The organism is Pseudomonas sp. FW305-25 (assembly GCF_017351415.1).
Classification (GTDB): Bacteria; Pseudomonadota; Gammaproteobacteria; order Pseudomonadales; family Pseudomonadaceae; genus Aquipseudomonas; species Aquipseudomonas chlororaphis.
Genome location: NZ_JACNDE010000023.1, coordinates 16,828 through 33,179, shown reverse-complemented (window position 1 = coordinate 33,179; position 16,352 = coordinate 16,828). Strand labels below are relative to the sequence as shown.

Here is a 16,352-nt window from a genome sequence, read left to right as displayed (position 1 = left end):
ACAACTCGTCAGCCCAAAGAAACCCGCCTGAATTAGGGTAAACTGCCGCCCATTGCACACCTGCGCTGACAATCTCCCTACGGTATCCCCATGACATTCGCCACTCTTGGCCTGATCGAACCCTTGCTGCGCGCCCTCGAAACGCTTGGCTACCAGACCCCGACACCGGTACAGGCGCAAGCCATTCCGGCGGTGCTGGGCGGTCGCGACCTGATGGCCGCGGCCCAGACCGGCACCGGCAAGACCGCCGGCTTCGCCTTGCCGCTGTTGCAGTTGCTGGCCATGGAAGGGCCGAAAGTCACCGCCAACTCGGTGCGCGCCCTGATTCTGGTGCCGACCCGCGAACTGGCTGAACAGGTGCACGAAGCGGTGCGCCAGTACGCCGAGAACCTGCCGCTGCGCACTTACGCGGTATACGGCGGCGTCAGCATCAATCCACAAATGATGAAGCTGCGCGGCGGCGTTGACCTGCTGGTGGCCACGCCGGGCCGCCTGCTCGATCTGTTTCGCCAGAACGCGCTGAAGTTCAACCAGTTGCAGACCCTGGTGCTGGACGAAGCCGACCGCATGCTCGACCTGGGCTTTTCCGAAGAGCTGGCGAACATTTATCGCGCCCTGCCGAAAAAGCGTCAGACCCTGCTGTTCTCCGCGACCTTCTCCGATGACATCCGCCTGCTGGCCGGGCAGATGCTCAACGACCCGCTGAGCATCGAAGTCAGCCCGCGCAACGTTGCCGCCAACACCGTCAAGCAATGGGTGGTGACGGTGGACAAGAAGCGCAAGCCGGAGCTGTTCAGCCACCTGCTGCGCAAGAACCGCTGGAAGCAGGTGCTGGTGTTCGCCAAGACCCGCAACGGCGTGGACGCGCTGGTGGAAAGGCTGCAGGGCCAGGGCGTGAACGCCGACGGCATCCATGGCGACAAGCCCCAGGCCACCCGCCAGCGGGCGCTGGACCGCTTCAAGGCCAGCGAGATCCAGATCCTGGTGGCCACCGATGTCGCGGCCCGTGGCCTGGACATCGAGGACTTGCCGCTGGTGGTCAACTTCGACCTGCCGATCGTCGCCGAGGATTACATCCACCGCATCGGCCGCACCGGCCGCGCCGGCTCCACCGGTGAGGCGATCTCGCTGGTGTGCGCCGATGAAGTGAACCTGCTGTCGGCCATCGAGATGCTGACCCGCCAGACCCTCAAGCGTCATGACGAACCGGACTTCATTCCGGAGCACCGGGTGCCGGAAACCGACGCCAGCGGCCAGGTGATCAAGAAGCCGAAAAAGCCGAAGAAACCCAAGACTTCCGGCGGTGGCGGCAAGCGCAACCTGGGCAAGTGGGTGGACAGCGGCGAAGTGGCCGAAGCCCCGGCGGTGAAACCGGTGCGCAAGGTGCCGGCGTTCAACACCGGGCCGCGCAAGCGCAAGCCGTAAGCCAGAGGCCAACACCGCCCCTGTAGCCGCTGGCGCAGCCTGCGATCGAGGACGCAGTCCTCGTAAAACCAAACGACCCGGTTCTCCTGGAGAAGCCGGGTCGTTTGCTTTGGCGGCCGCTGCGCGGCCGTTCGCAGCCTCGCTTCGCTCGGCAGCGGCTACAGGGCGTAGGCCGGGTTCAGGCCTTTTCCCGCAACCACTCGAGCATCCCCAACCCCGCTGCCCGCCCGCTGGCGAAACACGCGGTGAGCAGGTAGCCGCCGGTGGGCGCCTCCCAGTCGAGCATCTCCCCGGCGCAGAACACGCCGGGCAATTGCTTGAGCATCAGGCGTTGGTCCATGGCCTCGAACGTCACGCCGCCGGCGCTGCTGATGGCTTCGTCCAGGGGCCGGGTTTTCACCAGGGTCAACGGCAGGGCCTTGATCGCCTTGGCCAGCAGCGCCGAGTCGGCGAAGCAGTCGGCGCTGGTCAGCTCACGCAAGAGCGCGGCTTTTAACCCATCGATGCCCAGCTGGCTGTGCAGGTGCTTGGCCATGGAGCGCGAGCCCCGTGGCTTGCTCAGCGCGGCCTGGATCCGGTCATGGGGTTTGCCCGGCAACAGGTCGATATGCACCGTGGCGGTGCCGTGCTCGTTGATTGCCTCGCGAATCGGCGCCGACAGCGCGTAGATCAGGCTGCCCTCGATCCCGGTGGTGGTGATCACGCACTCGCCGAGGCGGGGTATGTCGTCGTTCAGGCCAATGGCCACGTTCTTCAGCGGGGCACCGGCGAACTTGCTGCGCAGCAGATCGCTCCAGTCCTGCACCTCGAACCCGCAGTTGCTCGGTTGCAGGGGCGCCAGTTGCACGCCGCGCTGCTCCAGCGGCAGCATCCAGGCGCCATCCGAACCCAGGCGCGACCAGCTGCCGCCACCCAGCGCCAGCAACACGGCGTCGGCCTGAACCGATTTTTCGCCTTCCGGACTGTGGATGCGCAGGCTGCCATCGACATTCCAGCCGAGCCAGCGATGACGGGTGTGGATAACCACGCCGGCATCGCGCAGGCGCTTGAGCCAGGCGCGCAGCAGCGGCGCGGCTTTCATGTCGGTGGGGAATACCCGGCCCGAGCTGCCGACGAACGTCTCGATGCCCAGGCCGTGAATCCATTGGCACAACGCCTCGCTGCCGAACTCGCGCAACAGCGGGGCAATCTGTGGGGCCCGTTCGGCATAACGCGAGAGGAAGGCCGGGTAGGCCTCGGAATGGGTGATGTTCATGCCGCCGACCCCGGCCAGCAGGAACTTGCGGCCTACCGATGGCATGCCGTCGTAGAGATCGACGCGCAGGCCCGCCAGGCTCAGCACCTCGGCCGCCATCAAGCCGGCGGGGCCGCCACCGATAATGGCGACGTGATGGGGCAGGGTGGTGCTGGATAAGGTCATGGCGGGCGGCGGCGTGGCGGAATAAGCCAGGCATTCTACCCGAGGCCGGCCCGTCGCCAATGCTCCATGCGTCCCGCAGCGGCTTATGCAGGGGGTTGATCAAAAAACGTTCAGTGCTCTGCAGGGCTTGTACGGCATGGCCTGCAGACCCTTGCACTCAGGTTATCCACAAGCCGCTCCACAGAGATTGGGGGTAAGGCGCTCACAATTTCATGACCGCCTGATGAAGGTTTTTGTAGCCGCTGCCGCAGGCTGCGACAGGTCCGCAGGACCTCCAGCGCCAGTGCCGACGCCAGCGAGCGTTCCGGTCGATCGCCGCCTGCGGCAGCGGCTACAGGTGCTGGTCGAAAAATGAGCAGTGGGCTGGAAGGCTTGTATTGCCTGGCGTGCAGCGGCTTACGCGCAGGTTATCCACAAGCGGCTCCACAGCGGTTGGGGGTAAGACGCCCAGCTTTTGATGACAACCTGATGACGCGACAGGCCCCATTTCCGTAGCCGCTGCCGCAGGCTGCGACAGGTCCGCAGGACCTCAAGCACCAGTGCCGACGCCAGCGAGCGTTCCGGTCGATCGCCGCCTGCGGCAGCGGCTACAGGTGTTGGTCGAAAAATGAGCAGTTGGCTGGAGGGCTTGTATTGCCTGGCGTGCAGCGGCTTACGCGCAGGTTATCCACAAGCGGCTCCACAGCGGTTGGGGGTAAGACGCCCAGCTTTTGATGACAACCTGATGATGCGGCGGCGCTCATTTTTCAATGGCAACCCAATGACGTCCATACCCGTTGCGCGCTGTGGTGCAGGATGCCGTGGCGCCGGGCCAGGGCCTGGCGATCCTTGCTGTAGCCGCCGCCGATCACCCCGAGCACCGGGATATCGCGGCCCAGGCAATGGCGCATCACCTGTTCGTCGCGGGCGGCGACGCCCTGGTCGGTCAGCTTCAGGTAACCCAGGGCATCGTCCTGGTGCACATCCACCCCGGCGTCGTACAGCACCAGGTCCGGCTGGTACAGCGGCAGCAGGTAATTGAGGGCATCGTCGACCACCTTCAGGTAGTCGGCGTCGCCCATGCCCATCGGCAGGGGGATGTCCCAGTCGCTGCTGGCCTTACGCGCCGGGAAGTTTTTTTCGCAGTGCAGCGAGACAGTCACGGCATCCGGGGTATGTTCGAGAATCCGCGCGGTGCCGTCGCCCTGGTGCACGTCGCAGTCGAAGATCAGCACCCGGCCGACCCGACCCGCTTCGAGCAGGTAATGGCTGATCACCGCCAGGTCGTTGAAGATGCAGAAGCCCGCCGGGTGGTCGTAGTGGGCGTGATGGGTACCGCCTGCCAGGTGACAGGCCAGGCCATGCTCCAGGGCCTGTTCGGCGGCCAGCAACGAGCCGCCGACGGCGCGCACGGTGCGCCGGGCCAGGGCTTCGTTCCAGGGCAGGCCGAGGCGCCGCTGGTCTTCCCGCGACAACTCGCCGGCCATATAGCGTTCGATATACCCAGGGTCGTGGGCCAGGGCGAGAATTTCCCTGGGGCACAGCTCCGGGCGCAGCAGGTCGGCATCGCGGGTCAGGCCGCTGTCCACCAAGTGGTCGCGCAGCAGGCGAAACTTGTCCATGGGGAAGCGGTGCTCCGCCGGGAACTCAGGGCTGTAGTCTTCGTGGTAGATCAGCGGCAGTGGCATGGCAATTTCATGTAGGAATCCGAAAAGGATCCTACCAGCGATGTAGACTGGCACGCATGGAAATGGAGGGGACGATGGAGCCGATACTGCAACTCGAAAGTGCTCGACTGCTGTTGCGCCAGTGGCGCGACGAGGATTTGCCGGCGTTCGCGGCGATGTGTGCCGATCCGCAAGTGATGCGTTACTTTCCGGCCCCCCTGAGCCGCCTGGAAAGCGCCGCGCTGATCGGTCGGATCCGTGGGCATTTCGCCGAGCACGGTTTTGGCACGTGGGCGCTGGAGCGCAAGGATACCGGGGCCTTTATCGGTTTTACCGGGCTGGGCGTGGTGGGCTTCGAGGCGCCGTTCACCCCGGCGGTGGAAATCGGCTGGCGCCTGGCGCGCGAGCACTGGGGCCTGGGCTATGCCAGCGAAGCGGCCTGGACCGCGCTGCGCTGTGGTTTCGATCGCCTGGCCCTGAAGGAGATCGTCGCCTTCACCACCACCAGCAACCTGCCGTCGCAGAAAGTCATGCAGGCCATCGGCATGCAACACGCTGCGCATGACGATTTCGATCACCCAAAGCTCGGCAGCGAGCATCCGCTGCGTCATCATGTGCTGTATCGCATCAACCGCGAACAATGGTTGGAAACCTTGCATGGATAGCAGGTCGGGGGCATCTGGAGTGTGCCCATGTGTGTGAACCCGATTGAATCGACCGCAGCAGCGAAGACTGCGCGGCATTGCTCTGTGTGAGGAGAGTCTGAATGAGCCACGTGTTGGATGATCTGGTCGACCTGTTGACCCTGGAACCGATCGAGGAAAACCTGTTTCGCGGTCGCAGCCAGGACCTGGGTTTCCGCCAGCTGTTCGGCGGCCAGGTATTGGGTCAGTCCCTGTCCGCGGCCAGCCAGACTGTCGAAGAGGCCCGCCATGTGCATTCGCTGCACGGTTATTTCCTGCGCCCGGGCGACGCGGCGTTGCCGGTGGTGTACCAGGTCGATCGGGTACGCGATGGCGGCAGTTTCAGCACCCGCCGGGTGACGGCGATCCAGAAGGGCAACCCGATCTTCACCTGCAGCGCCTCGTTCCAGTACGACGAGGAAGGCTTCGAGCACCAGGACACCATGCCCCAGGTGGTCGGCCCGGAAAACCTGCCGTCGGAGCTGGAGATCACCCAGCAGCGTGCGCACCTGATCCCTGAGCACATGCGCGAGAAACTGCTGTGCCCCAAGCCCATCGAAGTGCGCCCGGTCACCGAGAAAGACCCCTACAACCCGCAGCCGGCGGACCCGATCAAATACGTCTGGTTCCGCGCCGACGGCAGCCTGCCGGACATTCCCGCGCTGCATAAATACCTGCTGGCCTACGCCTCGGACTTCGGCCTGCTGACCACCTCGATGCTGCCCCACGGCAAGTCGGTGTGGCAGAAGGACATGCAGGTCGCCAGCCTCGACCACGCCTTGTGGTTCCATGCCGACCTGCGCGCCGACGACTGGCTGCTGTATGCCATGGACAGCCCGTGGGCCGGCAATTCCCGCGGTTTCTCCCGTGGCAGCGTGTTCAACCGCGCCGGCCAGCTGGTGGCGTCGGTGACCCAGGAAGGCCTGATCCGCCACCGCAAGGACTGGGCATGAGCCTGGCCGAGGTGCGGCATTGGGTGTTCGACATGGACGGCACCCTGACGGTGGCCGTGCATGATTTCGCGGCCATCCGCGAAGCGCTGGGGATCCCGCCGGAGCACGACATCCTGACCCACCTCGCGGCCTTACCCGCCGCCGAAGCCGCGGCGAAACACGCCTGGCTGCTGGAGCACGAACGCGACCTGGCGCTGGGTTCGCGCCCGGCGCCAGGGGCGGTGGAACTGGTGCGGGAGCTGGCGGCGCGGGGCTATCGCCTGGGCATCCTGACCCGCAATGCGCGGGAGCTGGCCCATGTCACCCTGGAGGCCATCGGCCTGGCCGACTGCTTTGCCGTCGAGGACGTGCTGGGGCGCGACGAAGCGCCACCCAAGCCTCACCCGGGCGGCTTGCTGAAGCTGGCCGCGGCCTGGGCGGTGGCGCCCGCCGAAATGGTGATGGTCGGCGACTACCGCTTCGACCTTGATTGCGGTCGCGCGGCGGGCACCCACACGGTGCTGGTCAACCTGCCGGATAACCCGTGGCCGGAGCTGGCCGACTGGCATGCCGAGGATTGCCGCGCGCTGCGGCGGATGGTGCTGGCTTAAAAAGCATCGCGGGCAAGCCTCGCTCCTACGGATCTGCGGTGTAGCCCTCTGCCGGGTACGACAACGAATCTGTAGGAGCGAGGCTTGCCCGCGATAGCGTCATTGCTGATTTCACTGTGCCTGCTGGCCGAACAATGCCTTCTGCCCCTCGGGCGAAGTGAACATCTTGTCGCCGTCATGCCCGACCCCGGGCACTTCGATCAATTGCTGTTGCAGTCCCTGGGGATGGCGCTGTTTCAGGTAGTTGAAATAGTTGTGCCCGCGAATCAAGCGGTAGGCGCCCTGGGCCTCGGCGGCGCAGCTGGTGTCCAGCGCCGGGTGGTGCGGGTCGGTGTCCTGTTTGCCCAGCAGGTAGGTGATATCGCGCTTGACGTAACTCTGTTCCAACTGCTGCGCGGTCTGGCCGGCGGCGTAGGCCGGCAGCTTGAGCAGGCCGTACTTCCAGTGGTTGAAACCGGGGCACGCGCCGGCATCGACCTTCACCGGGCGCTGCTCGTCGAAGTAGGCATAGGACGACGGGTTGGCGATGACATAGCGCAGCTTGATGCCGTCATCCTCCAGGCTCGGATGATGCTGGCCGAGCAGGGCGAAACGCTGCACCACCTGGGCGCCACCGGAGTGGCCGGCGATGACGATCTCGGTCAGGGACGGGAACTGCTGGCGATCGCTCAGCCGCGTGATGATCGCGTCCAGCACCGCATAGGAACTGACCGCCCTGGGCCCGCTGGACGGCTCGCCGGCCATCCAGTCATTGCCCTGCCAGCGCAGCAGCGAACCGGGTAGTTGGTGACGCTCGATATCGCTCTGGTTGAGAAACTGCGGGGCGACCACCAGGGTGGACGCACTTTGCCCGGCCTGGCTGGCGGCCTGTTCGGCGCTTTGCAGGTAGGTCTGGGCGTTACGCAGGCGCCCGTGGACAATGATCAGCGCCCGCTGGACCTCGGGCAGCGGCCGCTGCCAGTCCTGGCTCAGGCCGATGGCCAGTTCGCCGCCTTCGAGGTTCAGCCGCGCGGGGCTGATCGTCTTGACGCCATTTTCCGCTGCCTGCACGCCGGCGCAGATCATCCATAACGTGAGCAGCACCAGTACCCGGCGCATTACAGACTCTTCGCCGCGAAGGTGTCGCATTGGCCGACTTGGCCTTGAGTGAAACCGGCCTTGAACCAGCGTACCCGTTGCGCCGAGCTGCCGTGGGTGAAGGAGTCCGGTACCACGCGGCCCTGGCCTTGCTGTTGCAGGCGGTCGTCACCGATGGCATTGGCGGCGTTCAGGGCTTCTTCGATATCCCCCGGCTCCAGCCAGTTCAAGCGTTTCTGCGCATGGTTGGCCCAGACACCCGCCAGGCAGTCGGCCTGCAGTTCCTGGCGCACCAGCAGGCCGCCGTCGCCTTCCATCTGCCGGCCTTGTTGGCGGGCCGCCTGGATCTTCGCCGAGACGCCGAGCAGGGTCTGTACGTGGTGGCCGATTTCGTGGGCGATCACGTAGGCCTGGGCGAAGTCGCCGGCGGCCGAGAAGCGCTGGTCCATCTCGCGGAAGAAGTCCATGTCCAGGTACACCTGCTGGTCGGCCGGGCAGTAGAACGGGCCGGTGGCGGAGGTCGCCGATCCGCAGGCGGAGTTCACCCGGCCACGGAACAGAATGAGCTTGGGTTGCTGATAGGCGCGTCCGGCCTGTTGGAAGATCTGGCCCCAGGTGTCTTCGGTGTCGCCGAGGATGGAGCGCACGAATTCCGCCTGCTCGTCGTTGGCCGGCGGCGCCTGGCGGGTCTGCTGGGTGGTGGCGGGCGCCGAGGACTGGTCCATCTGCCCGGCGAGTTGCCCGAGGATTTGCAGCGGGTCCTGGCCAGTGACCCAGCCGATGCCGACGATCAGGATGATGGCGGTCAGGCTCAGGCCCTTGCCACCGCCAAAGCGCAGACCGCCGCCTCCACCGCCGCCACTGTCATCGCGAGCATCCACCACGTTGTCGCTGCGCCGTCCTTTCTTCCAAAGCATGGGTGAATCCTCGTTCTAATTTGCTGATCAGTGTTGCTGGTGAGTAGGGCAGACGCCAGTCCGGTCGTCAGCCTTTTGCATGCACGCTACCATTGCCCGCAGCCGCATCGATCCTGTCGCGACACATCCGGGGCCTCCTTTGAACATCGATACCCGCATCAAATTCCGTCACCTCGTATGTTTTCTTGAAATGTCTCGCCAGGGCAGCCTGGCACGGGCGGCGGATGTGCTCGCGGTAAGCCAGCCGGCGATGTCGAAAACCCTCAAGGAACTGGAAGAACTGCTCGACACCCGGCTGTTCGCCCGGAGCAAGGCCGGGCTCAGCCTGACCGAGGCCGGCATGGCCTTTCTGCGTTACGCCGGGCCCTCGGTGCAGGCCCTGCGCGAAGGGGTGAACACCTTGCGCGGTGGCGAATATGCCGCCGGTGTGGTGCGCCTGGGTGTGCTTTCGACCGCCGAAAGCCTGCTGCTGCCGGAGGTGGTGCGGCGCCTGCACGAACGGCATTCGGCGCTGGTGGTGAGCGTGGTCACCGGCCCCAGCGCCTACCTGCTGTCGCAGTTGCGGGTCGGCGATGTCGACCTGGTGGTCGGGCGCATGACGGACAGCCCGCAGATCCAAGGCCTGAGCTTCGAGCATCTGTACAGCGAGTCCATGACCCTGGTGGCGCGCCCCGATCATCCGTTGCTGCACGGGCCGTTGGATCGGCATGTGCTGGAGCGCTACCCGCTGGTACTGCCGCTGGCCGGCACCACCATCCGCAAGTTCGCCGACAGCCTGTTCGTGCAGTGCGGCATCAGCCAGTCGCGCCAGCGCCTGGAAACCCTTTCGGTGGCCTTGAGCCGGCGCTATGCGCTGTCCAGCGATGCGCTGTGGATCGCCCCGCTGGATGCGGTGCGCCTGGACCTGGCCAACGGCGAGCTGCGCGAGATCGAGCTCGGGCAGCGTGAGCCGGGCGGCTCGGTGGGCATCTCCAGCAACGCCAGCCTGCCGCTGTCGCTGGCGGCGCAATGGTGCGTGGAGGTGCTGCGGGAGGTCGGGCAGGCCTATCGCGAGGGGCGTTATCCCTAACCTTTTGGTTATGTTGTTGAGGGGGCTTTTCAATAGTCGCCGGGCTGCTGTTGTTTGAAACTGCGCGGGCTGCGCTCCATAAATCAAACAACAGGAGACCGACATGTCTGATGCAGACAGCAGTCGTTTCGTTATCCGTGACCGTAATTGGCATCCCAAGGCCCTGACCCCCGACTACAAGACCTCCGTGGCCCGTTCGCCACGCCAGGCACTGGTGAGCATCCCGCAATCGCTGAGCGAAACCAGCGGCCCCGATTTCTCCCATCTGAAGACCGGGCGTTTCGACAACGACCTGCTGCTCAATTTCAATAACGGCGGCTTGCCGGTGGGCGAGCGGATTATCGTCGCCGGCCGGGTCTGCGATCAGTACGGCCAGCCGATTCCCCACACCCTGGTGGAGATGTGGCAAGCCAACGCCGGTGGCCGCTACCGGCACAAGAACGACCGCTACCTGGCGCCTCTGGACCCGAACTTCGGCGGTGTCGGCCGGGCCCTGACCGACCGCGATGGCTACTACAGTTTCCGCACCATCAAGCCCGGCCCCTACCCGTGGCGCAACGGCCCGAACGACTGGCGCCCGGCGCATATCCACTTCTCCATCAGCGGGCCGGCGATCGCCACGCGGTTGATCACCCAGCTGTATTTCGAGGGCGACCCGCTGATCCCGCTGTGCCCGATCGTCAAGTCGATCGCCAACCCGGACGCGGTGCAGAGCCTGATCGCGCGTCTGGACATGAGCAGCGCCAACCCGATGGACTGCCTGGCCTATCGCTTCGACATCGTGTTGCGCGGCCAGCGCAAGACCCACTTCGAGAATTGCTGAGGAGCCCGCCATGCCTATCCAATTGCTGCCCGAAACCCCTTCGCAAACGGCCGGCCCATATGTGCACATCGGCCTGGCGCTGGCCGCCGCGGGCAACCCGACCCGCAGCGACGAGATCTGGAACCGGATGGCCGGGCCCGACGCCCAGGGGGAAAAGATCCTGCTGATCGGCCATGTGTACGACGGCAACGGCCATCTGGTGCGCGACTCGTTCCTCGAGTTCTGGCAAGCCAACCACGAGGGCGTCTACGACCCTGTGTTCGATTCGGAGAAAGCCTTCAACAGCTTCGGGCGCACGGCCACCACCTTCGATGCCGGCGAGTGGACGCTGCACACGGTCAAGCCGGGCGTGGTGAACAACGCCGCCGGGGTGCCGATGGCGCCGCACATCAACGTGGCGCTGTTCGCCCGGGGGATCAACATCCACCTGCACACGCGCCTGTATTTCGCCGACGAGCCGGAAGCCAACGCCGCCTGCCCGGTGCTGAACCTGATCGAGCAGCCGCAGCGGCGCGACACCCTGCTGGCGCATCCCTGTGACGTGGACGGGCAGCGGGCGTACCGCTTCGATATCCGCATCCAGGGGGAAGGGGAGACGGTGTTCTTCGATTTCTGATTGGCCATCCGTAACCGCTCTCCCCGGGCGGTCTGGTCTGCCGCAGCGGCCGGTTTGCGTCTCCTGCGGAGCCGATCGCAGCCTCGCGGGGCTCGGCAGCGGCTACAAGGGCTACGTGCTTTCTGTAGCCGCTGGCGCAGCCTGCGATAAGGTCCGCAGGGCCTTCAAGCGATCTCAGGAACCACACCCTTTTCGAAGTTGATTGCCGCCTTATTCGTAAGCGCTGGCGCCCGCGATGTGCCGCCCGGCGATATAGCCGAAGGTCAGCGCCGGGCCGAGATTGATGCCGCCGGCGGGGTAGTGGCCGCCCATGATGCTGGCCATGTCGCTGCCGGCGGCATACAGGCCGGCGATGGCCTGGCCCTGGCCGTCGAGCACCTGGGCGTGGGGGTTGACCTTGAGCCCGGCGAACGTGCCGAAGCAGCCCGGCTGGACTTTCACCGCGTAGAACGGCCCCTGTTCGATGGGCGCCACGCACGGGTTGGGTTGCTGGCGCGGGTCGCCCTGCTTGCGGTTGTAGGGCGTCGAGCCCCGGCCGAACAGCGGGTCCTGGCCTTGTCGGGCATGCCGGTTGTATTCCGCCAGGGTGGCGCGCAAGCCGTCCGCATCGATGCCGCAGGCCTGGGCCAGTTCCTCGATGCTCGCGCCACGCTTCAGGTAGCCACTGCGGATAAAGGGCGCCAGCGGCACCGGGAAGGGCCGGGAGATGCCCAGGCCATAGCGGCGCTGGAAGCCGTGGCTGCAGATCAGCCACGACGCCACTTCTTCGCTCTCGGGCGCCGCCGCGACCATCGCTCGCACATAGTCGTAGTAACCGTCGGCTTCGTTGACGAAGCGCTGGCCGTTGCGCAAGACGCCGATGACTCCCGGCTTGCCGCGTTCGATGATGTGCGGGAAATGTCCGCGGCTGCCGTCCTGGTAGGGCACCGCGGAGACCGGGGCCCAGGCCACGGGGGATTCCATGTCGGTATCGACCCGGGCACCGACGCCTTCCCCCAGGCGCAAGCCGTCGCCCGAGACCGCCAGCGGCGGCAGGGCCAGATGCTCGTGGCCGGTGGGCGTGCGTGGGAACAGTGCCTTGCGCCGCTCGATGTCATTGGCGAAGCCACCGGCCGCCAGCACCACCGCTTTGCGGGCGCGGATACGAATGGGCCCCCGGGTGGCGCTGCTGACAATCGCCCCCGTCACCGCGTCGCCGTCACGCAGCAATTCGGTGACCGGCGTCGACTCCCAGAGCAGCACGCCAAGGTCCTGCGCCGATTTGGCCAGGCGCGCCACCAGCGCCACGCCATTGACCAGTTGCAGGGCGCGGCGATGGGTGACGAGGTCGCGCAGGTGGCGAGCGACGCGTTTGCTCACATGCCAGGCTGCCGGCAGCGAACGGCTCAGGTTGAGGAAGGCCGTCAGGTCGGCGCCGGCCATGATCGGCATGCCGATGAACGAGGTTTCGCGCATCGTCTTGCGCAGGCGCTTGAGCAGCGTGCCGACCTCGCGCCCATCGTAGGGCGCGGCGATCACCGAGCGTCCGCCGGTGCCGGCGCCCGGCGTATCGCCGTGGATATCGGCGATGGCGTTGCCGTCGGCGAATTGCAGTGCGGTATGGCGCTCGAAGAACGACACCATGCGCGGGCCGGCTTCGAGGAAGGCGTCGATCATTGCTGGCCGGTAGCGTTCGCCCAGTTCATGTTTCAGGTAAGTCCGCGGCAGTTCCACGTCCTCGACTATGCCGGCCCGTCGCGCCAGCGGGTTGCACGGCACCCAGGCCCAGCCGCCGGACCAGGCGGTGGCACCGCCGAACACCGGGTCTTTCTCCACCACTATGACCTTCAGGCCATGCCAGGCCGCGGTCACGGCCGCCGAAAGGCCGGCGGCGCCGGAGCCGACGACCAGCACGTCGCAATCGATATCGGGGTGGTGCAGGGAGGCGGTGGCAGGCATGGAAGAAGCAACTCCGCTAAACGAATGATTATTGTTTTTGGAACTTGATTCCAAAAAATATACGGAGTCGAATAGTCGGCAGCAAGGCGAGGGCAGGATCATCTGCGCCGTGCCGAGGTTTTTATGGGCGGTTACCGAACGAGGCCGCGGTGTGTTTCCCCATTGCGCCGGTTGTCACTAGAATCGGCCAAATTTCGTCTGGACCCGACCATGGCCGGCAGTCAAATCGAGCGCGTCTTCAGCGTTCTGGAAAGTCTTACCAGCGACCCCCGCGGCCTGCCGATGCAGACCCTGGCCGAGCAGCTGGGCATCCCCAAAAGCGCCACCCACCGGCTGTTGGCGGAGCTGATCCGCCTGGGCTACGTGCGCCAGAACCCGGACAACCTGCGCTATCACCTGTCGACCAAGCTGGTGGCCATGGGCTTTCGCTACCTGTCCAGCAGCGGCGCGGATATCGTCCAGCCGGTGCTCGACCGGCTGGCCCAGGAAACCGGCGAGCTGGTGCGCCTCGGGGTGATCGAGGACGAGCGCCAGACCTGGATCGCCAAGTCCCAGGGCGCCCGTTCCGGGTTGCGCTACGACCCCGACATGGGCCGCGAGGCGCCGTTGTTCTATACCGCTTCCGGGCATGCCTGGCTGGCCTGCCTGAGCGATGCCGAGGCGTTGTCGCTGGTGGAGCGCCAGGCGGCCGAGATCCCCGCGGACCTGGGCCCGAACGCGCCGCGCTCGAACATCGAACTGCTCGAACGCCTGCGCCTGACCCGGGAACAGGGCTACGCCTGGGTCGAGGAAAGTTCGGCGGTGGGCACCTCGGCGGTGGCCGTGGTGGTGCGTCATCCGGTCGACGGCCGGGTGGTCGGAGTGCTGAGCATCGCCGGCCCGAGCGCGCGCATGCCGCTGGCGCGCCTGCATGAACTGGCGCCGCTGCTGTTGAGGTTCACCGACGAACTCTCGGCCGCCAGCCAGGCCTCCGAACTCTTCAGCTGAGCCATATTTTCTTTTTGTGTAGGCGCGAGGCTTGCCCGCGATAGGCGTGACGCGCCTTCTGCCGTGCCTCGCTGCCCTGATCGCGGGCAAGCCTCGCTCCTACACATTCAAGTCAGCCTTAAAGCTGTTCGCTGATCGGACACTATTTCGTTTTGCTCTTGTGTGAAAGTGGAACCGAGTTCTAAATATTTGAAATTTCGCGTTCCCATAACAATCACAAGAGGATCCCGCCTTGGACTCGCCTTTGCGCATTGCCCTGATCGGCGCCGGCAACATGGGCCAGCAGCATTACCAGCACCTCAAGACCCTCACCGAGGCCAGGCTCTGCGCCGTGGCCGATCCCGGTCCGCAAGCCGCCGGGATCGCCGCGCAATGGCAGGTGCCGTATTACCCCGACCATGGACTGATGCTCGAACAGGCCCGCCCCGACGCCGTGATAGTCGCCAACCCGAACAACCTGCACGTCGGCACCGCCCTGGATTGCCTGGCGGCCGGGGTGCCGGTGCTGCTGGAGAAACCGGTCGGCGTGCATCTGGATGAAGCGCGCGAACTGGTGGCCGCGGTGAAAAGCAGCGGTGTTCCGGTGCTGGTGGGCCATCACCGGCGCCACAATCCGCTGATCGTTCGCGCCCATGCGCTGGTGCGGGGCGGGGCATTGGGCCGGCTGACCACGGTCACCGCGCTCTGGCAGTTGCAGAAGCCCGACAGCTATTTCGAGATTCCCTGGCGCCGCGAACCTGGGGCCGGGATGCTGCTGACCAACCTGATTCACGACCTCGACCTGCTGCGTCATCTGTGCGGCGAGGTGCATCAGGTGCAGGCCGTCACCAGCAACGCGGTGCGTGGTTTTGCCAACGAGGATTGCGCCGCCGTCCTGCTGCAATTCGCCAACGGTGCCCTGGGCAGCCTGACCGGTTCCGACGCCGTGGCGGCGCCCTGGAGCTGGGAGCTGGATTCCGGCGAGAACCCGGTGTACCCGCGCCAGGCCGATCAGCCGTGCTACCTGCTGGCTGGCACCGGTGGCGCCCTGAGCATTCCGCAACTCAAGCGCTGGCAGTACGCCGAGGCTGGCGCTGGCTGGCATCAGCCGTTGCTGGCGATCGAGGAACCTTTCACCGCCGCCGAGGCCCTGCGCCTGCAGTTGCAGCATTTCGTCAAAGTGGCGCGGCGCGAGGTCGAGCCGCTGGTCAGCGTGGCCGATGCGGCGCGGACCCTGGCGCTGATCGAGGCGATCCGCGAAGCGGCGGTGACCGGTCGGGCCTGTGCCCCGGCGCTGATCGAGGGATGAGCATGAGCGAACGTATTCTGTCCCTGGCCAGCCTCACGGTGCTGGAGGTTTCACCGCCGCAGATGGTCGAGGTGGCGGCCCGTGCCGGTTACAGCCACGTCGGTTTGCGCCTGGTACCGGCGACGCCACAGGAGCATCACTTTGCCCTGGTGGCCGATGCCGAGCTGCGCCGACAGACCCTCAGCCGCCTGCGCGACACCGGCGTCGGCGTGCTGGATGTGGAGATCCTGCGGCTCGAGCCGCACACCCGGGTGGCGGATTTCGAAGCGGTGCTGGCGGTCGGCGCGGAGTTCGGTGCCAGCGAGCTGCTGGTGGCCGGCAACGACCCCGACGAGGGGCGCATGACCGAGCGCTTCGCCGAACTGTGCGACCTGGCGTCGATCTACGGCCTGCACCCGCACCTGGAGTTCATGCCCTGGACCGATGCACGCAATCTGGAGCAGGCGGTGCGGGTGGTAGAGAACGCCGGCCGCGACAACGCCGGCGTGCTGGTGGATGCATTCCACTTCGATCGCTCGGCCTCGCGCCTGGAGGATTTGGCAAAGGTCGCGCCGGCGCGGCTGCGTTATGCCCAGCTGTGCGACGTGGCCGGCCCGCGACCGGACGATATGCAGGAGATCCTGCGCCAGGCCCGCAACGAGCGGCGTTTCCCCGGGGATGGCGATTGCGACCTGGCGGGGCTCTTGCATTGCCTGCCGGCCAACCTGCCGTTGAGCCTGGAGATCCCCACGGTGAAATTGCTCGAGCAGGGCGTCGGCGCCCTGGAGCGGGCGCAGATGGCCCTGGACAAGACCCGGGCGTTGTTGGCGCGGCTCTAGTTGGTAGCCCGTATAACCCCAATCGCGGGCAAGCCTCGCTCCTACAGAAGAACAGATGCGTTTGTAGGAGCGAGGCTTGCCCGCGAAGCTGTTTTTCTACAA

15 protein-coding genes are annotated in these 16,352 nt (G+C 65.9%); 10 read left to right on the top strand and 5 right to left on the bottom strand.

Going from position 1 to position 16,352, the window contains the following annotated elements:
* Positions 1–90 precede the first annotated feature (90 nt).
* Positions 91–1,425, top strand: coding sequence for a DEAD/DEAH box helicase (locus J4E58_RS20580; RefSeq protein WP_009045762.1), 1,335 nt, complete (start codon positions 91–93; stop codon positions 1,423–1,425).
* Positions 1,426–1,603: 178 nt separating this feature from the next.
* Here J4E58_RS20580 and J4E58_RS20575 read toward each other — a convergent pair whose 3' ends face one another.
* Entirely contained in the window at positions 1,604–2,845 is a 1,242-nt protein-coding gene (locus tag J4E58_RS20575; protein ID WP_087091907.1) for a TIGR03862 family flavoprotein, read from the bottom strand.
* A 746-nt stretch (positions 2,846–3,591) separates the two neighbouring features.
* Positions 3,592–4,512, bottom strand: a complete 921-nt coding sequence (locus J4E58_RS20570; protein ID WP_007928907.1) for a histone deacetylase — start codon at positions 4,510–4,512, stop codon at positions 3,592–3,594.
* A gap of 74 nt (positions 4,513–4,586) precedes the next feature.
* Between J4E58_RS20570 and J4E58_RS20565 the strand changes: the two genes are divergently transcribed.
* The 3 genes from J4E58_RS20565 to J4E58_RS20555 all read left to right on the top strand — a co-directional run bounded on the left by J4E58_RS20565 (position 4,587) and on the right by J4E58_RS20555 (position 6,717).
* Entirely contained in the window at positions 4,587–5,156 is a 570-nt protein-coding gene (locus J4E58_RS20565; protein WP_007928906.1) for a GNAT family N-acetyltransferase, read from the top strand.
* A 101-nt stretch (positions 5,157–5,257) separates the two neighbouring features.
* Positions 5,258–6,127 (top strand): acyl-CoA thioesterase II, encoded by an 870-nt coding sequence (gene tesB / locus J4E58_RS20560; protein ID WP_007928905.1) that lies wholly within the window; start codon positions 5,258–5,260, stop codon positions 6,125–6,127.
* Positions 6,124–6,717, top strand: a complete 594-nt coding sequence (locus J4E58_RS20555; RefSeq protein ID WP_087091908.1) for an HAD family hydrolase — start codon at positions 6,124–6,126, stop codon at positions 6,715–6,717. Before tesB ends, J4E58_RS20555 begins: the two co-directional genes overlap by 4 nt.
* Positions 6,718–6,828: 111 nt before the next feature.
* On the opposite strand, the gene J4E58_RS20550 is transcribed toward J4E58_RS20555, so the two are convergent.
* Positions 6,829–7,815 (bottom strand): hypothetical protein, encoded by a 987-nt coding sequence (locus J4E58_RS20550; protein WP_087091909.1) that lies wholly within the window; start codon positions 7,813–7,815, stop codon positions 6,829–6,831.
* On the bottom strand, positions 7,815–8,711 hold the full coding sequence (locus J4E58_RS20545) for a neutral zinc metallopeptidase (protein ID WP_007928902.1): 897 nt from the start codon (positions 8,709–8,711) through the stop codon (positions 7,815–7,817). The genes J4E58_RS20550 and J4E58_RS20545 overlap by 1 nt, the downstream gene beginning before the upstream one ends.
* Before the next feature lie 139 nt (positions 8,712–8,850).
* On the opposite strand from J4E58_RS20545, the gene pcaQ reads away from it, so the two are divergent.
* The 3 genes from pcaQ to pcaG all read left to right on the top strand — a co-directional run bounded on the left by pcaQ (position 8,851) and on the right by pcaG (position 11,219).
* Positions 8,851–9,780: a pca operon transcription factor PcaQ gene (pcaQ, locus tag J4E58_RS20540; protein WP_087091910.1), complete on the top strand. Its 930-nt coding sequence runs from the start codon at positions 8,851–8,853 to the stop codon at positions 9,778–9,780.
* A gap of 103 nt (positions 9,781–9,883) precedes the next feature.
* The gene (gene pcaH / locus J4E58_RS20535) at positions 9,884–10,603 is read left to right on the top strand and encodes a protocatechuate 3,4-dioxygenase subunit beta (protein WP_087091911.1); all 720 of its coding nucleotides are present in this window, start codon (positions 9,884–9,886) and stop codon (positions 10,601–10,603) included.
* Between the two features lie 10 nt (positions 10,604–10,613).
* Positions 10,614–11,219: a protocatechuate 3,4-dioxygenase subunit alpha gene (pcaG, locus tag J4E58_RS20530; RefSeq protein ID WP_009045754.1), complete on the top strand. Its 606-nt coding sequence runs from the start codon at positions 10,614–10,616 to the stop codon at positions 11,217–11,219.
* 210 nt (positions 11,220–11,429) lie between these two features.
* Here the strand turns inward: pcaG and J4E58_RS20525 are convergent, their stop codons facing one another.
* Entirely contained in the window at positions 11,430–13,157 is a 1,728-nt protein-coding gene (locus J4E58_RS20525; RefSeq protein WP_087091912.1) for an FAD-dependent oxidoreductase, read from the bottom strand.
* A 210-nt stretch (positions 13,158–13,367) separates the two neighbouring features.
* On the opposite strand from J4E58_RS20525, the gene J4E58_RS20520 reads away from it, so the two are divergent.
* The 3 genes from J4E58_RS20520 (at position 13,368) to J4E58_RS20510 (ending at position 16,250) form a co-directional block, all read left to right on the top strand.
* On the top strand, positions 13,368–14,144 hold the full coding sequence (locus tag J4E58_RS20520) for an IclR family transcriptional regulator (protein WP_087091913.1): 777 nt from the start codon (positions 13,368–13,370) through the stop codon (positions 14,142–14,144).
* 232 nt (positions 14,145–14,376) lie between these two features.
* Complete coding sequence (locus tag J4E58_RS20515; protein ID WP_087091914.1) at positions 14,377–15,432, top strand: Gfo/Idh/MocA family protein; 1,056 nt, start codon at positions 14,377–14,379, stop codon at positions 15,430–15,432.
* 2 nt (positions 15,433–15,434) lie between these two features.
* The gene (locus J4E58_RS20510) at positions 15,435–16,250 is read left to right on the top strand and encodes a sugar phosphate isomerase/epimerase (RefSeq protein WP_087091915.1); all 816 of its coding nucleotides are present in this window, start codon (positions 15,435–15,437) and stop codon (positions 16,248–16,250) included.
* The last annotated feature ends 102 nt before the right edge of the window (positions 16,251–16,352 follow it).

What these genes read in the sequence shown, in the direction of transcription:
- J4E58_RS20580 (WP_009045762.1), top strand. Translation starts at nt 91, where the DNA reads ATGACATTCGCCACTCTTGGCCTGATCGAACCCTTGCTGCGCGCCCTC.
- J4E58_RS20555 (WP_087091908.1), top strand. Translation starts at nt 6,124, where the DNA reads ATGAGCCTGGCCGAGGTGCGGCATTGGGTGTTCGACATGGACGGCACC.
- J4E58_RS20575 (WP_087091907.1), bottom strand. Translation starts at nt 2,845, where the DNA reads ATGACCTTATCCAGCACCACCCTGCCCCATCACGTCGCCATTATCGGT.
- J4E58_RS20520 (WP_087091913.1), top strand. Translation starts at nt 13,368, where the DNA reads ATGGCCGGCAGTCAAATCGAGCGCGTCTTCAGCGTTCTGGAAAGTCTT.
- J4E58_RS20550 (WP_087091909.1), bottom strand. Translation starts at nt 7,815, where the DNA reads ATGCGCCGGGTACTGGTGCTGCTCACGTTATGGATGATCTGCGCCGGC.
- J4E58_RS20545 (WP_007928902.1), bottom strand. Translation starts at nt 8,711, where the DNA reads ATGCTTTGGAAGAAAGGACGGCGCAGCGACAACGTGGTGGATGCTCGC.
- pcaG (WP_009045754.1), top strand. Translation starts at nt 10,614, where the DNA reads ATGCCTATCCAATTGCTGCCCGAAACCCCTTCGCAAACGGCCGGCCCA.
- J4E58_RS20525 (WP_087091912.1), bottom strand. Translation starts at nt 13,157, where the DNA reads ATGCCTGCCACCGCCTCCCTGCACCACCCCGATATCGATTGCGACGTG.
- tesB (WP_007928905.1), top strand. Translation starts at nt 5,258, where the DNA reads ATGAGCCACGTGTTGGATGATCTGGTCGACCTGTTGACCCTGGAACCG.
- J4E58_RS20570 (WP_007928907.1), bottom strand. Translation starts at nt 4,512, where the DNA reads ATGCCACTGCCGCTGATCTACCACGAAGACTACAGCCCTGAGTTCCCG.
- J4E58_RS20565 (WP_007928906.1), top strand. Translation starts at nt 4,587, where the DNA reads ATGGAGCCGATACTGCAACTCGAAAGTGCTCGACTGCTGTTGCGCCAG.
- pcaH (WP_087091911.1), top strand. Translation starts at nt 9,884, where the DNA reads ATGTCTGATGCAGACAGCAGTCGTTTCGTTATCCGTGACCGTAATTGG.
- J4E58_RS20510 (WP_087091915.1), top strand. Translation starts at nt 15,435, where the DNA reads ATGAGCGAACGTATTCTGTCCCTGGCCAGCCTCACGGTGCTGGAGGTT.